We start from the raw sequence: 16,154 nt of genomic DNA on the forward strand, positions 1-16,154 counted from the left end.
GAATGGACGTGGCACTCGACACCCCTGCGAAGACGTTCATCGAAGTGACCGAGGTCTGGGTGCCCGAGGGCGACCGCCTGGTCCTGGCCGAGGGCAACTACGGCGCGCTCGACGCCTTTGCCGCCGCCTCCCGAAAGGAGAGCTTCGGCAAGGGCGAGGGGCTGCCGGGCAAGGCCTGGGCCGAGGCGCGCCCGGTGGTGCTCAAGGGTTTTGACGGCTCCTACTTCAAGCGCACCGAGGCCGCCGCCGAGGCCGGGCTGACCAGCGCCGTGGCGGTGCCGGTCTTTGCCGGCAAAGAGCTGAAGGCAGTGCTCGTCGTGCTTTGCGGTGACGACGCCAACCGCACCGGCGCAATCGAGGTCTGGCACGAAGCGGATGGCCTGCTGATGCTGGACGACGGCTATTACGGCGCGGCCAGGCACTTCGAATGGGTCAGCCAGCACACGCATTTCCCGCGCGGGCAGGGCCTGCCGGGCGGGGTCTGGTCCTCGCAGACGCCGATGCTGATGCGCGATCTCGGCTCGGGCTATCGCTTCATCCGATCCGACAGCGCCGCCAAGGCCGGGCTGACCACCGGCCTCGGCCTGCCGATCCCGGTGCCGGGCGAGAAGACCTTCGTGCTGACGCTGCTCTCGGCGCGTGGCACCCCCATCGCCCGCCGCTTCGAACTCTGGGACGCCCGCGCCGCCCGCAACGGCACCAAGGCCGAGGCCAGGCTGATCGACGGGATCTGCGCCCGCGAAGGCGCGCTCTGGGACCCCGATAACGCGGGGAACGAGCGCACCGTGGCCGCCTGGCAGGGCGCCATCGGGCGGGTGCTCGGCACCGGCGTGCCGCTGGTCGAGGGCGGCAAGCCCGGCCTGGCCGGAGGCTATGACTCGATGGTCGCGCTGCCGATCCACCTCGGCGGCAAGCTCAGCCACATCGTGGCCTGGTATCTGTGAAGGAGTCCCGCGAGATGCAGAAACTCGTCGTCATCGGCGCCGGAATGGCCTCGGGGCGGATGCTCGAACACCTGTTCGAGGCCGACCCCGACGCCTACGAGGTCACGCTGTTCAACGCCGAACCGCGCGGAAATTACAACCGCATCATGCTCTCGCCCGTGCTCTCGGGCGAGAAGAGCTTCGAGGAGATCGTCACCCACGATGACGCCTGGTATGCCGCCAACAAGGTGACCACCCGCTTTGGCGAAGCTGTCACCGGCATCGACCGCGCCCGCAAGGTGGTGATCGGTGCGAATGGCGAGGTGCCCTACGACAAGCTGGTGATCGCCACCGGCTCGGCCCCCTTCATCATCCCGTGCCCCGGCCACAAGCTGCCCGGTGTCGTGGCCTACCGCGATCTGGAGGACACCAACGCCATGGTCGAGGCCTCGGCACGGCCCGGCGCGCAGGCGGTTGTGATCGGCGGCGGCCTGCTGGGGCTGGAGGCGGCCGCCGGCCTGCGCCTGCGCGGGATGGAGGTGACCGTGCTCCACCTGATGGGCCACCTGATGGAGCGCCAGCTCGACGAGGCTGCCGGCTATCTGCTGCAGAAGGACCTGGAGCGGCGCGGCATCAAGGTGATCTGCCGCGCCTCGACCAAGGAGATCCGCGGCACCGACCGGGTCGAGGAGGTGCTGCTCGAAGACGGCACCGAACTGCCCGCCGATATCGTGGTGATGGCGGTCGGCATCCGCCCCGCCGTGCAACTGGGCAAGGACGCCGGGCTCGAGATGGGCCGCGCCATCGTGGTCGACGCCAGCCTGCGCACGTCAGACCCGGACATCTACGCCGTCGGCGAATGCGTCGAATACCAGGGCAACCTCTTCGGCCTCGTCGCGCCGCTCTACGACCAGGCCAAGGTGCTGGCGAAATCGCTGCTGGGGCAGGAGGATACCTTCAAGGTCCGCCAGCTTTCGACCAAGCTGAAGGTGACGGGCTGCGATCTGTTCAGCGCCGGCGACTTCGCCGATGGTCCAACGCGCGAGGACATCGTCTTTCGCGACCCGGCGCGCGGTGTCTACAAGCGGCTGGTGCTGGAGGACGACGCGCTGGTCGGCGCGGTCTTCTACGGCGACACGGCGGACAGCAACTGGTTCTTCGGCCTGATCCAGTCGGGCGAGGACGTCAGTGCCATGCGCGATACGCTGATCTTCGGCCCCGCCTACCAGGGAGGGGCCGCCGCGGACCCTCTCTCAGCCGTTGCAGCCTTGCCGCCTGAGGCGGAGATCTGTGGCTGCAACGGCGTCTGCAAGGGAACCATCGTCGGGGCCATCGCCGGCGGCGCCACCGACCTCGGCGCGCTGCGCGCCTCGACCAAGGCCAGCGCTTCCTGCGGGAGCTGTACCGGGCTGGTCGAGCAGGTGCTCTCGGTCACGCTGGGCGACGCCTACGCCGCGCCCAGGGCGCAGCCGATCTGCACCTGTTGCGAGCTGACGCATGAGGACGTGCGCCTGCTCATCAAGTCCAAGGAGCTGAAATCGCAACCCGCCGTCTGGCAGGAACTCGGCTGGAAGACTCCCAACGGCTGCCATGTCTGCCGCCCGGCGGTGAACTTCTACCTGCTGGCCGACTGGCCGCTGGAATACCAGGACGACCTGCAAAGCCGCTTCGTCAACGAGAGGAAGCACGCCAATATCCAGAAGGACGGCACCTTCTCGGTCATGCCGCGCATGTGGGGCGGGATCACCAACCCGGCCGAGCTGCGCGCCATCGCGGATGCGGCCGAGAAATACAAGGTGCCCACCGTCAAGGTGACCGGCGGCCAGCGGATCGACCTCTTGGGCGTGAAATCCGAGGATCTGCCCTACATCTGGCGCGACCTGAACGCGGCGGGCATGGTCTCGGGTCATGCCTATTCCAAGGGGCTGCGCACCGTGAAGACCTGCGTCGGCACCGACCACTGCCGCTTCGGCACGCAGGATTCCACCGGCCTCGGCATCAAGCTGGAAAAGATCCTCTGGGGCTCGTGGACGCCGCACAAGGTCAAGCTGGCGGTCTCGGGCTGCCCCCGGAACTGCGCCGAGGCGACCTGCAAGGACGTCGGCATCGTCTGCGTCGACAGCGGCTACCAGGTCGGCGTCGCCGGCGCGGCGGGGATGGACCTGAAGGAGACCGAGCGGCTGGCCGACGTGGCGAGCGAGCAGGAGGCAATCGATCTCACCGTCGCCTTCATCCAGCTCTACCGTGAAAACGCCAAGTATCTCGACCGGCCCTACAAATGGGTGAAGAAGGTCGGGCTCGACTGGGTCAAGGCCCGCGTCGTCGACGACCTCGCCGAACGCGCCCGCCTGGTCGCGGCCTTCGAGCTGAGCCAGACCGTCTACCGCAAGGACCCCTGGGCCGAACACGCGGCCGAGCAGACCGACCGCTATACCCCCATCGCCGACCTGACGCTGGAGGCCGCGGAATGACCCGGCGTGCCCCCATCCTCTCCCTCCTCCCTGAAGGGGGAGGGCAGCGCCCCAACCGCAGCGCAACGCAATCCCCTCCCCCTTCAGGGGGGAGGGTCAGGGTGGGGGCTCTCGCCGCCATGAACCACGCCATCAAGGAGGCCGCAGAATGAACTGGATCGACATAGGCGCCGTCGAGGACATCCCCCTGCGCGGGGCCCGCCTGCTCAAGACCCATGCCGGCTGCATCGCCGTCTTCCGCACCGCCGAAGCCGAGGTCTTCGCCGCCTCGAACAGCTGCCCGCACAAGGGCGGCCCGCTGGCCGACGGTATCGTGCACGGCCAGAAGGTGACCTGCCCGCTGCACAACTGGGTCTTCGACCTCAACACCGGCGAGGCGCAGGGCGCCGACACGGGCCGGATCGCGGTCTACCCGGTGCAGCTGGAGAACGGCCGCATCCTCGTCGACCTCAGCGCGGCGGAACAGAGGAGCGCCGCCTGATGGACGGCAGCGCCGCGCCCGAGGTCCGTTCGACCTGCCCCTATTGCGGTGTCGGCTGCGGCGTGCTGCTGCGTCCCGACGGGGCAGGGGGGCTGACGGTGCGCGGCGATCCGGACCACCCGGCCAACCGGGGCCGGCTCTGCTCCAAGGGCTCGGCGCTGGGCGAGACGGTGGGGCTGGAGCGCCGCCTGCTGGCGCCGCTGATCGGCGGCCAGACCGCGGATTGGGAGACGGCGTTGCAACTGGTCGCCGACGGGTTCAACCAGGCCATCGACCAGCACGGCCCCGACAGCGTGGCCTTCTACGTCTCGGGCCAGTTGCTGACCGAGGACTATTACATCGCCAACAAGCTGATGAAGGGCTTCATCGGATCGGCGAATATCGACACCAATTCAAGGCTTTGCATGGCCTCCACCGTGGCGGGCCACCGCCGCGCCTTCGGCACCGACACCGTGCCCGGCACCTATGACGATATCGAGGAGGCCGACCTCGTGGTGCTGGTCGGCTCGAACCTCGCCTGGTGCCACCCGGTGCTCTACCAGCGCCTGCTGGCCGCGCGGAAGGCGCGGGGGACCAGGATCGTGGTGATCGACCCGCGCCGCACGGCGTCGTGTGACGGGGCCGACCTGCATCTCGCGCTCGAACCCGGCAGCGATGTGGCGCTGTTCAACCGCCTCTTCGCCGAGATCTACGAGGCCGGGGCCATCGACGCCGCCTTCCTGCTGAACACCGAGGGCTTCGACGACACCTTGCGCCAGGCCTGGTGCAACGGGGTCGAGGCGACTGGCCTCTCCCCGGAAGAGGTGGCCGAGTTCTGCCGCCTCTGGATCTGCACCGAGAAGGTGGTGACGATCTTCAGCCAGGGCGTGAACCAGTCGACCAGCGGCACAGACAAGGTCAATGCGATCATCAACTGCCACCTCGCCACCGGCCGGATCGGCAGGCCCGGCATGGGCCCGTTCAGCGTGACCGGCCAGCCCAACGCCATGGGTGGGCGCGAGGTCGGGGGGCTGGCGAACATGCTGGCCTGCCACCTGGAGCTTGAAAACCCAGACCACCGCGCCGCCGTGCGCGGCTTCTGGGACGCCCCCGCCATGCCCGAGGCCGCCGGCCTGAAGGCCGTCGACATGTTCCGCGCCGTTGCGGATGGGCGCATCAAGGCGCTCTGGATCATCCACACCAACCCTGCGGTGACCCTGCCCGAGGCCGACGCGGTGCGCGAGGCCATCGCCCGCTGCCCCTTCACCGTGGTGAGCGACGTCAGCGCCACCACCGACACCGCGCGGCTCGCCGATGTGGTGCTGCCCGCCGCCGCCTGGGGCGAGAAGGACGGCACCGTCACCAATTCCGACCGCACCATCAGCCGCCAGCGCGCCATCCTGCCGCCGCCGGGGCTGGCGCGGCCCGACTGGGCGATCCTGGCCGAGGTCGGCCAGCGGATGGGTTGGCGCCGCGCCTTCGACTACCAGACCCCGGCCGAGATCTTCCGCGAATACGCGGCGCTTTCGGGGGTGGCGGGCCGCTTCGGGCGCGACTTCGACATTTCCGGTCTCTCCGACATCGACGACACCGCCTATGCTGCGCTGCCGCCCACGCGCTGGCCGGTGACGGCGGCGCGCAGCGGCGGGCGTTTCTTCGGCGACGGGCGCTTCTTCCACGACGACGGCAAGGCGCGGCTGCTGCCGGTCGCGCCCCGCGCGCCTGCTGCGCGGACCGAACCGCGCTACCCCTTCCGCCTCAACACCGGCCGGGTTCGCGACCAGTGGCACACGATGACCCGCACGGGCCTCTCGCCGCGCCTCTCGGCCCACCTGGCCGAGCCCTTCCTCGAGATCCACCCCGAGGACGCGCTGCGCCTCGGCCTCGCCCCGGCCGACCTCGCCGAGCTGACCAGCCCCACCGGCCGCGCCATCCTGCGGGTGCGGATCACCGACGCGGTGCGCCCGGGCCAGGTCTTCGCGCCGATGCACTGGACCGCCGAGACGGCGCCCTCGGCCCGGATCGACGCGCTGGTCGCCGCGGCGACCGACCCGGTCTCGGGCCAGCCCGAGAGCAAGGCCGCCGTTGTCGCCGTCGCCCCCTTCCGCGCTGCCTGGTACGGTTTCGCGGTCTCGTCGCGGGAGCTGGACTGCACTGCCGACTACTGGGCACTCGCCCGCACCGCCGGCGGCTATCGCGCCGAACTCGCCGGGGCCGTGCCGGTCGACGACTGGGAGGCCGCGGCACGCGCCCTGTTCCGGCTGCCGGATGCCCCGGTGACAACCCTGCTCGACGCACGGCGCGGCACCGCGCGGCTGGCCTTCCACGACGGCGACCGCCTGCTTGCCGCGCTCTTCGTCGCGCCGCAGCCGGTGGCGGTGATGCGCGACTACCTCGCCACCCTGCCGGGCACGGCGGCGGCCAACGTGCTGATCGGGCGCACCCCCGCCGACGTGCCCGACCCCGGCCCGGTGGTCTGCTCCTGTTTCGGCGTCGGGCTGAACACCCTGATCGAGGCCATCGAGACCAACGGCCTCGTCAGCGTCGAGGCGGTGGGCGAATCCCTGCGCGCCGGCACCAACTGCGGCTCGTGCCGGCCCGAGATCGCCGACCTGATCGCCCGCGTTCACCGCAGGGAGGCCGCCGAATGACCCTTGCCACTCATGTGCGCACGCTGGGGCGCGGGCCGGGCCGGTCGCGGTCGCTGACCCGCGAGGAGGCCGCCGAGGCAATGGCGCTCATGCTCACGGGCGAGGCCGCGCCCGAGGCCGTTGGCGCGCTGCTGATGCTGCTGCGCATGAAGGGCGAGACGGCGGAGGAGATCGCCGGGCTGGCCGAGGCGGCGCAGGCCGCCATGCCCGCCGCGCCCCGCGCCGATCTCGACTGGCCAAGCTACGCGGCGGGGCGCACGCGCGGCCTGCCGTGGTTCCTGCTCTCGGCCCGGCTGGTGTCGATGGCCGGGCATTCGGTGCTGCTGCACGGCTGGAACGGCAGCGACGGCGCGGTGCGCGCCGGGCTGGCGGCGGCGGGGATCCCGGTGCTTGGGGGCGCCGAGACCCTGCCGCCCGGCGCCATCGGCTACCTGCCGCTGGAACAGGCGCACCCGGCGCTCTTCTCGCTGTTGAACCTGCGCGGGGTGCTCGGCCTGCGCTCCTGCGTGAATACCGTCTGCCGGATGCTCAATCCGGGCCGCGCCCCGGCCAGCGTGCAGGGCGTCTTCCATCCCTCCTACCGGCTGCTCCAGGCCGATGCGGCGGCGCTGCTGGGCTGGCGCAGCCTCAGCGTCATCAAGGGCGGCGGCGGCGAGGTGGAACGCCACCCCGGCAAGGATGTCGAATGGTTCGGCTTGCGAGATGGCCAGCCGGGGCAGGGCGTCTACCCGGCCCATGCCCAGCTGCAGCACCGCCTGTCTGAGCTGCCCGGCGCGGTGGGTCTGGCCGAGGTCTGGTCCGGCGAGGCAACGGACCCGCTGGCCGAGGCCATCGTCATCGCCACTGCCGCCGTTGCCCTCGACACGCTGGGCCATGCCCACCCCGAAGCCCTCTCGCGCGCGCTCTGGGCGACGCGCCGCACGCAATTGGCCGCCTGAAAGGAGCGCACCGATGCAAAGCTTCCCGATGTTCCTGCGCACCACCGACCGCCGCGTGGTGATCTGCGGCGGCGGCGAGAAGGCGGCGCAGAAGGCGCGGCTGATGCTCAAGACCGACGCCCGCCTGCTGCTGGTCGCCGAGAGGCTCGACGACGAACTGGCCGAACTGGTCCGCAGCGGCCGCGCCGAGCACTACGCAGGCCCAGTGACCCCCACGCTGTTCGAAAGTGCGGTGATGGGCTTCATCGCCACCGACTGCCCGGCGCTCGACGCCGCGCTGCATTGGCTGGCGCAGGCGGCGCGTTGCCCGGTGAACGTGGTCGACCGGCCCGACCTCTGCGACCTCGTCACCCCCTCGATCGTCGACCGCGACCCTGTGGTGGTGGCAATCGGCACCGACGGCACCGCACCGGTGCTGGCGCGGCAGATCCGGGCGCAGCTGGAAGTGGCGCTGCCGGTCTCGCTCGGCGGTCTTGCCGCGCTGGCCGGCCGGCTGCGGTCCAGCGTTGCCGCGCGGGTGCCCCATGCGCGGCGGCGCGCCTTCTGGACCTGGGTCTTCTCCGGCGCCCCCCGCGCCGCCTGGACCCGCGGGGCCGAGCGCGAGGCCATCGCCAGCGTCAAGGCCGCGATCGCCGAGGGCGGCGCGCCGACCGGCACGCAGGGCAGCATCGCCCTTGTCGGTGCCGGCCCCGGCGCGCGCGACCTGCTGACCCTGCGCGCCATGCAGCGCCTGCAAGAGGCCGACGTGGTCTTCTACGACCGCCTCGTCGATCCCGAGGTGCTGGACCTGGCCCGCCGCGATGCCGACCGGGTCTTTGTCGGCAAGGTGGTCGGCGCCCATGCCTGGCCGCAGGAACGCATCAACGCGGTGATCGTCGCCGAGGCGCGGAAGGGCCGGCGCGTGGTGCGGCTGAAATCGGGCGATCCCGGCGTCTTCGGCCGCGCGGGCGAAGAACTGGCGGCGGCCCGCGCCGCCGGCGTGCCCGTCGAACTGGTCCCCGGCATCACGGCGGCCTCGGCGGCGGCCGCGGCGCTGGGGCGCAGCCTGACCGAGCGGGGCGTTGCCGATACGCTGGTGCTGACCACCGGCATGAGCCGCGAGGGCGACCCGCTGCCCGATAGCGTGCGCATGGCCGCGCCCGGCACGACGATGGCCTTCTACATGGCCGTCGCCCAGGCCGGCCGCATCCGCACCGCGCTGATGGCGCGCGGCCTCTCGGGCGAGACCGAAGTGCAGGTCGCGGCGGATGTCTCCAAGCCGGACGAACGTCTCAGCGTCTGCCCGCTGCACCGGCTGGAGCGCCACCTCGACGAGACCGGCTGCACCGGCGGCGCGGTCCTGCTGGTCACCTGGCCCAGCCAGGCGGCGGCGCGCCGCGCGGCCCCGGCGCTCGCGGTGGTCTGACCACGGCCGTTGATTGCGCCGGCGCGCTGGGGCAAGCTGCGCGGCAAGGCCCCAGGGCCGCCGCCACGAGGACCGCAGCCATGAACGAGATCCCCCCGAAACCGGCCTTCCGCTATGTCGGCACCCGCCCCGTGCGCCCCGACGGCCTTGCCAAGGTGACCGGCGCGGCGCGCTATGGCAGCGACTACCACCCGACCGGGGTGGCCTGGGGCAAGGTGCTGCGCAGCCCGCACGCCCATGCCCGCATCCGTTCGATCGACACCTCGAAGGCCGAGGCCCATCCCGGCGTCTTCGCCGTGGTCACCGGTGCCGACTTTCCCGAGCAGCCGTTCCGCTTCGATGGCCCCGAGCGGCTTGAACGCAATCCCTACTACGACCTGCGCAACGTGATGGCGCGCGAGAAGGTCTACTACCACGGCCACGCGCTGGCCGCTGTCGCGGCGCGCGACGAGGCGACGGCAAAGGAAGCTCTGGCGCTGATCGCGGTGGACTACGAGGTGCTGCCCCATGTCACCGGCCTCGACGAGGCCATGGCCGAGGATGCGCCGCTGGTGCACGAGGACATGGTCACCCGCAACGTGACGCCGAAACCGGCGCGCCCCTCGAACATCGCGCGGCGCTGGGAGTCGACGGTCGGCGACGTCGAGAAGGGCTTTGCCGAGGCCGATGTGATCGTCGAGGAGACCTTCCGCAACGACGCCGTCCACCAGGGCTATATCGAGCCGCACGCCTGCGTGGCCGAATACGCGCAGGACGGCACCTCGCACCTCTGGGTGTCGAGCCAGGGCCACTTCCAGATGCGCGACCTCACCGCGCTCTTCACCGGGATGCGCCCCGGCGACATCCGCGCGACGCCCGCCGAGATCGGTGGCGGCTTTGGCGGCAAGACCAAGGTCTATCTCGAACCCGTGGCCATGCTGCTCTCGAAGAAGGCAGGGCGGCCGGTACGGATGGTGATGACCCGAGAGGAGGTCTTCCGCGCCACCGGGCCGGGGTCGGACACCCGTATCCGGGTGAAGATCGGCGCGAAGAAGGACGGCACCGTGGTCGCCGCCGAGGCCGAGCTGGCCTACAACTCGGGCGCCTTCCCCGGCTCGCCCTTCATCAACGGCTGCCTCTGTGTCTTCGCGCAGTACCGCTTCCCGAACCAGCGGACGGTGGCCTTTGACGTGGTCTCCAACCGCGCGATGACCGCCGCCTACCGCGCGCCGGGCGCGCCGCAGTCGAACTTCGCGGCCGAAGGGGTGCTCGACATCCTCGCCAAGCGGCTGGAAATCGACCCCTTCGAGCTGCGGATCCGCAACGCGATCCGGGCCGGGGACGCGCAGGTCGGCGACCGGAAGATGACCCACGACGGCTTCGGCGCGATGCTGGAACGGATGAAGGCACATCCCGCCTATGCGCGCCCGCTGGGACTGAACCAGGGGCGGGGCGTCTCCTGCGGTTACTGGCACAACGCCGGCGGGGATTCGAGCGCGACGATCTTCGTGAACACCGACGGCACCATCTCGGTGGCGACCGGCAGCCCGGACATCGGCGGCAGCCGCGCCTCGATGGCGCTGATGGCGGCCGAGACCTTCGGGATCCCCTACGAGCGGGTGCATTCCGAGATTCATGACACAGCCTCGGTCGGCTATACCTTTGTCACCGGCGGCAGCCGTGTGACCTTTGCGACCGGCAAGGCGGTGGTGACGGCCTGCCAGGCGGTGATCGGCCAGCTCAAGGCGAGGGCGGCGAAGATCTGGGGTGTCGAGGTCGAGGCGGTGGACTGGGCGGACGGCGCGGCGCGGCCCTCGTCGACCAACGTTGGCCGGTTCGAGGCGCTGACGCTCGAGGACCTCGCCAACAAGGCAAGCGCGACGGGCGGGCACTTCGGGGCCTCGCATTCCGAGAACATGACCGGCCACGCGCCGGGGGTGAGCGCGATGTTCTGCGATGTCGAGGTCGATCCCGAGACCGGGGCGGTCAAGGTGCTGAACGTGGTGGCCGCGCAGGATGCGGGGCAGGCGATCCACCCCTCCTACGTCGAGGGGCAGATCCAGGGCGCGGTGGCGCAGGGCGTCGGCTGGGCGCTGAACGAGGGCTATGTCTACGGGGCCGACGGGGTGCTGCAGAACGCGGGCTGGCTGGACTACCGGATGCCGGTCGCCTCGGACCTGCCGATGATCGAGCCGGTGGTGGTCGAGCAGCCGAACCCCGGCCATCCCTACGGGGTCAAGGGCGTGGCCGAGGCCGGGATGGTGGCGGCGCTGGCCTGCGTGGCGAACGCGGTGGCCGATGCGGCGGGGCGGCGGATGACCCACCTGCCGATCAATCCGCCGCGCCTGTTGAAGGCGCTGGAGGATCGCGAAGCCGAGCTTTGAGAGATGTCCCAGCTAGGACGCCTCTCACGTCATTGATTTCGCGTCAGAATTTCAGGGTGACTTTCCGGGACACCTGAAATCGGCCCATTCCGGCTCCGCCAACCTCAGCCCTTGGCAAGCTTGCGGTAGAGGTCGACCACCGGATCGGCGCCCATCTCCACGTCGGTGAAGGTCAGCACCTGCCCGGCGGGAATGTCGCGGGTGAGGGCGACGCCATGGGCGAGGCCGATCGGCAGCGCCTCGCCGGCGCGGGCCAGCGGCTGGGCCTTGCCCCAGACCGTATAGCCGCCCTCGCCGTCGAGCATCTCGCCCTTCTTCAGCGCCCGTTTCGACACCGCCGCCACGGTGCCGCGCATCTCGCGTGTGCAGCCGGTGGCCTCGCGGCGCAGCGCCGCACTCAGCACCGAGATCGACAGTTCCAGCCCGATCAGGTGGAAGGGCTTGTACATCGCCGCATAGCGCCCGGTGGAATCGGTCGGCAGCCCGTATTGCTTGAAACAGGCGGCGGCATAGTCATTGGGCGCTTCGAGCACAACGTAGACGCCCCAGCGCAGATCGCGGAAGACCGGGCGGCCATCGCGTTCGACCGACGAGATCGTCTCGACCATGCCCGGCCCGTCCAGCTGCCCGCCCACGGCGCGCGGGCGCAGCACATGGGCAAGGTCATCGACCCCGCAGGGCGGGAAGGACAGCCCGTTCGCCGGCACGTTCAGCCCGCAGGCATTGGCGATGGCGACCATCTCGATGGCGCTCTTGGTGCCGTCGAGGAAGGAGTTGAACATCTGCGGATTCATGCCCGCCCGCGCCGCCTCTTCCGGTTTCAGCCCGTAATGCGCCCAGACATCGTCCGGCGTCACGTTGTGGAAGGCGGGCAGGTATTTCGTGCCCTTGCCGGCGGCGGCGATGGTGAAACCGGCGGCGCGGCCCCAGTCGACCATCTCGGCCACCAGCGCGGGCTGGTCGCCATAGGCCATCGAATAGACCGTGCCGGCGGCAGCCGCCTCGCGCGCCAGCGCCGGGCCGACCAGCACGTCGGCCTCGACGTTGACCATGACGATATGCTTGCCATTGGCGATGGCGGCGCGAGCATGGGCGATCCCGGCGCGCGGGTTGCCGGTGGCCTCGATCACCACGTCGACGTCATCGCGCGCCGCCGCCTCGGCCCCGCTTTCGAGAAAGGCGGAGGCGGCGATGCGCGCCTCGTCCCAGCCGACCGCGCGGCAGGCGGTGCGGGCGCGGTCGGGGCTCAGGTCGGCAATCGCGCTGACCGTGAGGCCCTTGATCGTCGGCACCTGCGACAGGAACATCGACCCGAACTTGCCGGCCCCGATCAGCGCGGCCCGCACGGGCGTGCCGCGTTCGGCGGCCTCGGCCGCCAGTTTCGCCAGGTTCATCGCGTCTCCTCCCGCTTTCTCCCTGGTCCGGGATGCTAGACCGGATCAGGGCAGCGGGCAACGCGCGCTCAGAGCTTGCGGGCCTGGCTCGCCATGGCGACCGATGCCGCCGGCCCACGGCAGGAGGCGGCAAGGTCCAACTCGGGGTCGCGCACCGAGGTGCTGACATCCATCAGCCCCAGCAGGGTGTGAAACAGGTTGTCCTGGCTCACCGGCTGGTCGGCCTTGTCGCGCAGGCAGGCGAAGTCGATGCCCATCCGCTGGCGGAAGTCCTGCGAGAGCCACATCAGGAAGGGCACATGGGTCTGCGTGTCGGGCGCCATGAACCAGGGCGCGGCGTGCAGGTAGAGCCCGTTCTCGCCCAGCGACTCGCCGTGGTCCGACATGTAGATCATGCCGGCGACGACCCTGTCCTGCGCCTGCAGCCGTTCGATGGAGGCGGCGAGGATATGGTCGGTGTAGCGGATCGAGTTGTCATAGGCGTTGACGACCTCTTCGATGCTGCACTTGGCCAGGTCGGCGGTGCGGCAATCCGGCTGGAAATCGGCGAATTCCGGCGGGTAGCGCAGGTAATAGCTCGGCCCGTGGCTGCCGATCATGTGCAGCACAAGGACCGTGTCCTCGGTCATCGCGGCAACCGTGTCGTCGAGCACCTTGAGCAGCGCCTGGTCGGTGCATTCGCCCATCTCGCAGGCGGCAGGGTCGATGGTGGCGTCGATCTGATGCGAGGTGCCGGTGCGCCGGGCGATATACTGGTCGCCGGTGTTGTTGTCCCACCAGAGCGGCGTGACGCCGGCATGGGCCAGCACGTCGAACAGGTTCTCCGAGCCCATGAAGGCCTCGTTGCTGTAACCCGAGCGCGGGAAGGGCGAGAACATGCAGGGCAGCGAGACGGCGGTGGCGGTGCCGCAGGAGGTGGTGTCGGTGAAATTGACGATGTCGAGCTTGGCCAGCTCCGGCGTGGTGTCACGCGCGTAGCCGTTCAGGCCGAAGTTCTGCGCCCGCGCGGTCTCGCCCGCGAAGACGACCATCAGCACCGGCTTGCCGCCCGAGGCCAGCAGCGGGCCCTTCACCGCGTCGGTGCCCAGCGGCTTGACCTCCTGGTTCTGGCTGCGCAGCTCCATCTTGGTGTATTTGTAGATCGCCGCGATGCTGGCGCCGGGCTGGTAGCTGGCCATCAGGTCGCGGTGCTCGCGGATGGCGGCGGCATTGGCCTTGAGGTCGAGGAAGAGCAGGCCGAAGGTCAGGGCGAAACCGGTGAGCGCGGTCAGCGGGAACTTCCACAGGATGTGGCGCACGCGCGGATAGCGCAGGCGCGGCACGAAGAGCAGCGCCGCCGGCAGCACGCCGGTCAGCAGCATGTGGCGGACATAGGCGCCGGTGACCAGATGGCGGGATTCGGCCACGGTGGTGTTCATCACGTTCTGGATCATCAGCTTGTCGATGAGGATCCCGAGCTGGTCCTGGTACCAGGCCGAGGCGGCCGCCAGCAGCAGGATCGCGGCGGCGGCGGGGCGGTGCAGGCGGGGCAGGCTGACCAGGCTCAGGGTGAAGACGGTCAGCGTCCAGACCGCCGCACCGAAGAGGATCACGTGCAGCGGATCGCCCTTGAAGACGGTGGTCAGCCGGGTCCAGAACCCGGCGTTGAACATCGCGAGCATGTAGGTCGCGACGAGCATGTTGAACTCGGTCGCGCCAAGTTCGGGCCGGTGCCGGCGAAGTTCCGAGCGGATACTCATTCACTGTCTCCCGCGGGCTTGCGCCCGTCGATCATCGAGAACACCAGGTTCTCGCCATGGCGCAGGCTGGCGTGGATCACCCCGCCGACGTGGACCGCGACCAGAACCAGGATCAGGATCGCCGCGGCCTCATGCGCCTCTTCCATCATCTCCGAGCCCCAGAAGGCGTCGGATTCGAGCAGCAGGCCGCTGGCCACGGTGCCGGCGACCACGGCGAGCAGGGCGACGATCATCGCCGCCCCCGCCGGGTTGTGGCCGAGGAAGCGCCGCTCGCGCCCGCGGCGCAGGTCGTCGAGATAGCCGAGCGTGGCGGCGGGGCCCTTCACGAAGCTCGCAAAGCGCGCGTGGCGCGGGCCGATGACGCCCCAGAGCAGCCGCAGCACGACCAGTCCGCCGATGGCATAGCCCAGCGCCTCATGCGCCGTCTTCATGCCGTCGGCGGTGAGCCAGGCCAGCAGGATGAAGGCGGCGAGGTGCCAGTGCAGCAGCCGCACGACAGGGTCCCACACGCGGACCATCCGGGGCGTCGCCTCAGTCATCGTAGCCGACGATCTCGAAGCTGGCCGGGTCGATGAAGGCCTCGACGCGCTTGCCCTTGTCGTCGGTGCCGTAGACCTCGTAGCAGCCGTCGTCGGACTTGACGGTCTTCACGGTCCAGCCCTTGGCGGTCAGCTCGGCGGTCAGCTCCTCGACCGGGCGCCAGCTTTCCTTGGGGACATTGCACTTGTCGCTGGCGGCGGCAGGCAGTGCTGCGAGGACGAGCAGGGCGGCGAGGGGGCCCAGGGGGAATCGTACATGCATTCGGGATCTCCGGACGGTGATTGACATGGCCCGGATGTGACGGAGAAAGCTTTCACCAAGCTTACAGATCGGGGCGACCGGCAGGCGCCGAAGCGGAAAGCGGCGAAAACCGGCCCAAGCCGAGCAGGGCGCTCCGGAATGGCGGGCAGGGGCTTGGGGGCCCGGCACGATCCCGCTGCATCCACAGCCTTGTCCACAGGTCCCGGGCGCGCAGGGCGCATGTGCGCAGCCCTGTGGGGTTCAGAAAAAATGCTTTTGAATCAGAATATTGCGCCGGGAAATCCCTGTGGATATCCCCGCGCCGGCCGCTACCGCGGCATCGGCACCATATGCGGCACCGCTCCGGTCAGCACCGCCACCGCATCCGGCCGCATCAGCCCCGCCAGCGCCGCATCGTCGCAGCGCAGCCCGCCGGTATAGGTGCCATAGGCCGGCATCACGATACGGTCGCGATCGGCAAGGAAGGCCGGCCGCGAGATCGCCCGCGCCCGCGTCCGGATCACCGCCTTCGGGTGGTAATGTCCCGAGATCTCGCCCACCGCCCCAGCAAGCGCGATATGGCGGAAGGTCAGCGGCGCCATCGCGAGCTCGGCCAGATGCGCGCCGCCCAGGTCCACCGGCCCGGCATCGTGGTTGCCCTCGATCCAGACCCAGCGCCGCCCGGCCTGCAGCCGCGTGATCCACAGCCGCTCGGCCTCGGGCAGGGCCGCCGCCGCGCCCAGATCGTCGAAACTGTCGCCAAGGCAGACCACCACCCGCGCCCCGGTCGCGTCCAGGTCAGCCGCCAGCCGGGTCAGCGTGTCACGCGTCTCGTAGGGCGGCAGCGCCGCCCCGCCGCGCCGCGCCATCCGCTCGGACTTGCCCAGGTGCAGGTCCGAAACGCAGAGCACCCCGGCCTCGGGCCAGAACAGCGCCCCCGAACCAAGCGCCCGCAGGCGGAGACCGCAGAAGGAAAGATCACAGGCGTTCATGCTCCGTTCCATCGCGCGCCCGCGCCATTTTTGCAAGA

The 16,154-nt window shown here is 70.3% G+C and carries 12 protein-coding genes; 7 read left to right on the forward strand and 5 right to left on the reverse strand.

Annotation, left to right across the window (positions count from 1 at the left end; all coding sequences use genetic code 11):
- The first annotated feature begins 2 nt into the window (after positions 1-2).
- From IE266_RS06290 to IE266_RS06320, 7 genes are all read left to right on the forward strand, one after another.
- Entirely contained in the window at positions 3-944 is a 942-nt protein-coding gene (locus tag IE266_RS06290) for a GAF domain-containing protein (RefSeq protein ID WP_189679181.1), read from the forward strand.
- Between the two features lie 14 nt (positions 945-958).
- Positions 959-3,394, forward strand: a complete 2,436-nt coding sequence (nirB, locus tag IE266_RS06295; RefSeq protein ID WP_189679182.1) for a nitrite reductase large subunit NirB — start codon at positions 959-961, stop codon at positions 3,392-3,394.
- A 148-nt stretch (positions 3,395-3,542) separates the two neighbouring features.
- Positions 3,543-3,875: a nitrite reductase small subunit NirD gene (gene nirD / locus IE266_RS06300; RefSeq protein WP_189679183.1), complete on the forward strand. Its 333-nt coding sequence runs from the start codon at positions 3,543-3,545 to the stop codon at positions 3,873-3,875.
- A complete protein-coding gene (locus tag IE266_RS06305) occupies positions 3,875-6,505 on the forward strand; it encodes a nitrate reductase (RefSeq protein ID WP_189679184.1) in 2,631 nt (876 codons plus the stop codon). The genes nirD and IE266_RS06305 overlap by 1 nt, the downstream gene beginning before the upstream one ends.
- Entirely contained in the window at positions 6,502-7,443 is a 942-nt protein-coding gene (locus tag IE266_RS06310) for a glycosyl transferase family protein (RefSeq protein ID WP_189679185.1), read from the forward strand. The genes IE266_RS06305 and IE266_RS06310 overlap by 4 nt, the downstream gene beginning before the upstream one ends.
- Positions 7,444-7,456: 13 nt before the next feature.
- Complete coding sequence (cysG, locus tag IE266_RS06315) at positions 7,457-8,848, forward strand: siroheme synthase CysG (protein WP_189679186.1); 1,392 nt, start codon at positions 7,457-7,459, stop codon at positions 8,846-8,848.
- Between the two features lie 80 nt (positions 8,849-8,928).
- The gene (locus IE266_RS06320; protein ID WP_189679187.1) at positions 8,929-11,211 is read left to right on the forward strand and encodes a xanthine dehydrogenase family protein molybdopterin-binding subunit; all 2,283 of its coding nucleotides are present in this window, start codon (positions 8,929-8,931) and stop codon (positions 11,209-11,211) included.
- A gap of 104 nt (positions 11,212-11,315) precedes the next feature.
- Here IE266_RS06320 and IE266_RS06325 read toward each other — a convergent pair whose 3' ends face one another.
- From IE266_RS06325 to pdeM, 5 genes are all read right to left on the reverse strand, one after another.
- A complete protein-coding gene (locus tag IE266_RS06325) occupies positions 11,316-12,605 on the reverse strand; it encodes an NAD(P)H-dependent oxidoreductase (protein ID WP_189679188.1) in 1,290 nt (429 codons plus the stop codon).
- A gap of 68 nt (positions 12,606-12,673) precedes the next feature.
- Positions 12,674-14,344 carry a phosphoethanolamine transferase gene (locus IE266_RS06330; protein WP_189679189.1) on the reverse strand — a complete coding sequence of 557 codons (1,671 nt, stop codon included), beginning with the start codon at positions 14,342-14,344 and terminating at the stop codon, positions 12,674-12,676.
- Complete coding sequence (locus IE266_RS06335; protein ID WP_229863911.1) at positions 14,341-14,862, reverse strand: cytochrome b/b6 domain-containing protein; 522 nt, start codon at positions 14,860-14,862, stop codon at positions 14,341-14,343. Before IE266_RS06335 ends, IE266_RS06330 begins: the two co-directional genes overlap by 4 nt.
- A 13-nt stretch (positions 14,863-14,875) precedes the next feature.
- The gene (locus IE266_RS06340; RefSeq protein WP_189679191.1) at positions 14,876-15,145 is read right to left on the reverse strand and encodes a PepSY domain-containing protein; all 270 of its coding nucleotides are present in this window, start codon (positions 15,143-15,145) and stop codon (positions 14,876-14,878) included.
- Between the two features lie 308 nt (positions 15,146-15,453).
- Positions 15,454-16,116: a ligase-associated DNA damage response endonuclease PdeM gene (gene pdeM, locus IE266_RS06345; protein WP_189679192.1), complete on the reverse strand. Its 663-nt coding sequence runs from the start codon at positions 16,114-16,116 to the stop codon at positions 15,454-15,456.
- Positions 16,117-16,154: the final 38 nt, after the last annotated feature.

Origin of the sequence: Seohaeicola zhoushanensis (assembly GCF_014656415.1) — a bacterium.
In the GTDB taxonomy this organism is placed as follows: Bacteria; Pseudomonadota; Alphaproteobacteria; order Rhodobacterales; family Rhodobacteraceae; genus Seohaeicola_A; species Seohaeicola_A zhoushanensis.

What these genes read in the sequence shown, in the direction of transcription:
- IE266_RS06290 (WP_189679181.1), top strand. Translation starts at nt 3, where the DNA reads ATGGACGTGGCACTCGACACCCCTGCGAAGACGTTCATCGAAGTGACC.
- nirB (WP_189679182.1), top strand. Translation starts at nt 959, where the DNA reads ATGCAGAAACTCGTCGTCATCGGCGCCGGAATGGCCTCGGGGCGGATG.
- pdeM (WP_189679192.1), bottom strand. Translation starts at nt 16,116, where the DNA reads ATGAACGCCTGTGATCTTTCCTTCTGCGGTCTCCGCCTGCGGGCGCTT.
- nirD (WP_189679183.1), top strand. Translation starts at nt 3,543, where the DNA reads ATGAACTGGATCGACATAGGCGCCGTCGAGGACATCCCCCTGCGCGGG.
- IE266_RS06325 (WP_189679188.1), bottom strand. Translation starts at nt 12,605, where the DNA reads ATGAACCTGGCGAAACTGGCGGCCGAGGCCGCCGAACGCGGCACGCCC.
- IE266_RS06320 (WP_189679187.1), top strand. Translation starts at nt 8,929, where the DNA reads ATGAACGAGATCCCCCCGAAACCGGCCTTCCGCTATGTCGGCACCCGC.
- IE266_RS06305 (WP_189679184.1), top strand. Translation starts at nt 3,875, where the DNA reads ATGGACGGCAGCGCCGCGCCCGAGGTCCGTTCGACCTGCCCCTATTGC.
- IE266_RS06335 (WP_229863911.1), bottom strand. Translation starts at nt 14,862, where the DNA reads ATGGTCCGCGTGTGGGACCCTGTCGTGCGGCTGCTGCACTGGCACCTC.
- cysG (WP_189679186.1), top strand. Translation starts at nt 7,457, where the DNA reads ATGCAAAGCTTCCCGATGTTCCTGCGCACCACCGACCGCCGCGTGGTG.
- IE266_RS06330 (WP_189679189.1), bottom strand. Translation starts at nt 14,344, where the DNA reads ATGAGTATCCGCTCGGAACTTCGCCGGCACCGGCCCGAACTTGGCGCG.
- IE266_RS06340 (WP_189679191.1), bottom strand. Translation starts at nt 15,145, where the DNA reads ATGCATGTACGATTCCCCCTGGGCCCCCTCGCCGCCCTGCTCGTCCTC.
- IE266_RS06310 (WP_189679185.1), top strand. Translation starts at nt 6,502, where the DNA reads ATGACCCTTGCCACTCATGTGCGCACGCTGGGGCGCGGGCCGGGCCGG.